The 3,049-nt window shown below is 61.6% G+C and carries 2 protein-coding genes; one reads left to right on the forward strand and one right to left on the reverse strand.

Going from position 1 to position 3,049, the window contains the following annotated elements; all coding sequences use genetic code 11:
• Positions 1-218: 218 nt before the first annotated feature.
• Positions 219-2,639 (reverse strand): GcvT family protein, encoded by a 2,421-nt coding sequence (locus tag WBB85_RS02035; protein ID WP_432636955.1) that lies wholly within the window; start codon positions 2,637-2,639, stop codon positions 219-221.
• 95 nt (positions 2,640-2,734) lie between these two features.
• Between WBB85_RS02035 and WBB85_RS02040 the strand changes: the two genes are divergently transcribed.
• Positions 2,735-3,049: LysR family transcriptional regulator (locus WBB85_RS02040; protein ID WP_432636956.1), on the forward strand; the 315-nt coding region annotated here is incomplete at its 3' end.

The following is a 3,049-nucleotide window of genomic DNA, read 5'->3' on the forward strand; positions in this document are numbered from 1 at the left end:
ACCCAGGGAAGAACGCCTTCTGAACGTCCCCTTCTACGCCGACGTCCTGACCGACCGGCAGGATCTTCTTCGCCTGAAGACCGCTCAGGCGGTCGAGGAGCATATTCTTTCGGGCGCGCCGGAAGACGGCTGAACGATTACGCGTTCATGCCGTTTCAATATCGTGGCCTCGCCCACAACGGTCACCAGCCCCCGTGTGGGACATCGACAGGCGGGTGTCATGACCTCAGCCTTTCTCCTCTCGGGTCAAAGGGTGGTTCGGCAAGGATCGTCCCTTTGTAATCCCGCCCCAGAATGGCGACCGAGACGGCCGTACCCGCCGCCGCATGGGCAGTCTTGATAAACCCGATGGCCAGTGACTTGCCGACCGAATAGCCGTAAGCGCCTGAACTGACCCTGCCAACGGGTGTGCCGTCTGGCAGGAAAATCGGCTCGCCTCCCGAGGCGTCGGCGATGTCTGCCTCGATTTCGATCGTCACCAGCTTTTCGCGGGGTGCGCGGTCGGCGAGTGCCGCATAGGCCGCCTTGCCGAGGAAATCGGGCTTGTCCATCTTGATAAGCCGGTCAAGGCCAACCTCCTGCGGCCAGTATTCGGGGCTGTATTCGCGGCCCCAGGAGCCATACCCTTTTTCAACGCGGAGCGAGAGCAGGGCACGGCTGCCGACCGGACAGACGCCGAGATCTTCGCCACCTTTCAGAAGCGCGGTGTAGAGTTTCACCTGATCGGATTGCGCGACGTAGAGTTCCCAGCCGAGATCGCCAGTGAACGAAACCCGGATCGCAATGGCCTCGACGCCGGCTACGGAGATGCGACGCGACCGCATGAACGGGAAGGAGGCGGTGGAGAGGTTTTCCTGCGTTAGGCGGGACAGCAGATTGCGGGCCAACGGACCGGCGACGTTTACTCCGCAGAGGTCGACCGTGAGGCTCTTGAACGAGACCGTTTCGGGGCGGGCCACCTCATTGAAGTAGCGCTGGTGGTAACGCTCGGCCATGCCCGAGCCGACCATGAAGAAGTGATCCTCGCCAAGCTTCGTCACCGTGAAATCGCCCGCGATGCCGCCGCGCTTGCCGATGAGCGGGGTAAGGCAGGATCGGCCGATCTGCGACGGAACACGGTTGGCGATGACCCGGTCAAGCCAGTCGCCCGCGCCTTCGCCCTTGATCTCGTATTTCGCGAAGTTCGAGATGTCGATCACGCCGACGCCGTCCCGCAGCGCCTTTGCCTCGGCGCCGACATGGTCGAACCACGGCTGGCGGGTAAAACCGTAGGTTTCCTGTGGCTCAACACCTTTGGGGGCGAACCAAAGCGGGTGTTCCCAGCAATAGTTGAGACCGAAAACCGCGCCCATGTCCTTTTGCAGAGCGAAAGCGGGGCGGGTGCGCACCGGGCGACCTGCAGTACGTTCCTCATACGGGAAATGGATCTTGAACCGATTGGCGTACTGGTCCTGCACGCGCGCCTTGGTAAAGGCCTTGTCGGCCCAGTCACCGAACCGGGCCAGGTCCCAGGCGAACATGTCATATTGCGGCTCGCCCTCGACGATCCACTGCGCGCTCATAAGGCCAAGCCCACCCGATTGCGAGAAACCGGGGATGATACCAGTGCAGCAGAAATAGTTCCTGAGTTCCGGTACCGGACCATAAAGTGCGGCACTGTCAGGCGACCAGATCATCGGGCCGTTGATGACCCGCTTGATGCCAGCGGTGCCCACGGCTGGCACCCGCGAGATGGCGCGCATCATGTTTTCCTCGATCCGCTCCAGGTCGTCAGGAAACAGATCATGGGCGAAGTCAAGCGGCGTGCCGTCCTCGGCCCAGAATCGCATGTCGCGTTCATAGGCGCCAATCAGTAGACCCTTGCCTTCTTGGCGAAGGTAGTATTCGCCGTCCCGGTCCGCGACCGAGGGCAGGCGCCGGTCCATCGCGTCGATCTCGGCGATCGTCTCGGTCACGAAATACTGGTGCTCGGTTGGCTGGAGCGGCAATTCGATGCCGGCCATTCGCGCCACTTCGCGCGCCCAGAGGCCGGCGGCGTTGACCACCCACCCGGTGTGGATGCTGCCCTTGGGCGTCTCGACGATCCAGCTGCCGTCGGGCTGCTGAATCGTGGCGGTGACCGGGGTGAACCGGTGGATCTCGGCCCCCATTTTCCGCGCACCGGCGGCATAGGCCTGCGTCACGCCCGAAGGGTCGACATTGCCGCCATCGGGTTCATACATGATGCAGCGGATGCCGTCGAAATCGACCAGCGGGTGCAGTCGTTCGGCCTCATCGCGGCTGATATTGTGGAAATCGGCCTTGAAGTAACGGGCCTTTGCCTCCTGCAGGCGCAGCTGATGTTCGCGCGCCTCGGTCTGGGCAAGATAGAGCGATCCGGGCTGAAACACGCCGCAGCCCTGCCCTGTCTCGGCCTCCAGCTCCTTGTAGAGCTTCATGGTGTAGTACTGGATCTTCGAGATGTTGTTGTTGTCATGCAGGCCGTGGATGTTCGCGGCCGCATGCCAGGTAGAGCCCGATGTCAGCTCATCGCGCTCCAGCAGCACGACGTCGGTCCAGCCAAGCTTGGCGAGGTGGTAGAGGATCGAGCATCCGACCAATCCGCCACCGATGACCACGGCCTGTGCATGTGTTTTCATCGCATCCTCCGAAAATCCTGCGGACAAGATGACGTGGAGTTCAGCCAAAACAATCGGCTTTTATAATTACTAGTTGTTCAATAATCAGTATTGTCATGACCAATGACAAAGCCCTTGACCTCGCACTGCTCAGAACCTTTCTCACCGTCGCTGAGACCAGAAACCTGTCAGTCGCCGCCGCCGAGCTTGGACTGTCGCAACCAACCGTCTCGCAACACCTGCAACAGCTTGAAACCAACCTCGGACTGAAGCTGTTGCGGCGTGAAACGCGGCCCTTCGGAATGACGCCGGCGGCCGAGGTGTTGCTGCAGGAACTGCCCGGCAGTATTGCCCGGCTGGAGGCGCTTCTGGTCAAGGTGCGGACAAGCCAGGAAAGCCGCCAAGTCCTGCGCATAGCCATGCCCGACAGC

The sequence above is a fragment of the Albidovulum sp. genome, assembly GCF_049646345.1.
In the GTDB taxonomy this organism is placed as follows: Bacteria; Pseudomonadota; Alphaproteobacteria; order Rhodobacterales; family Rhodobacteraceae; genus Albidovulum.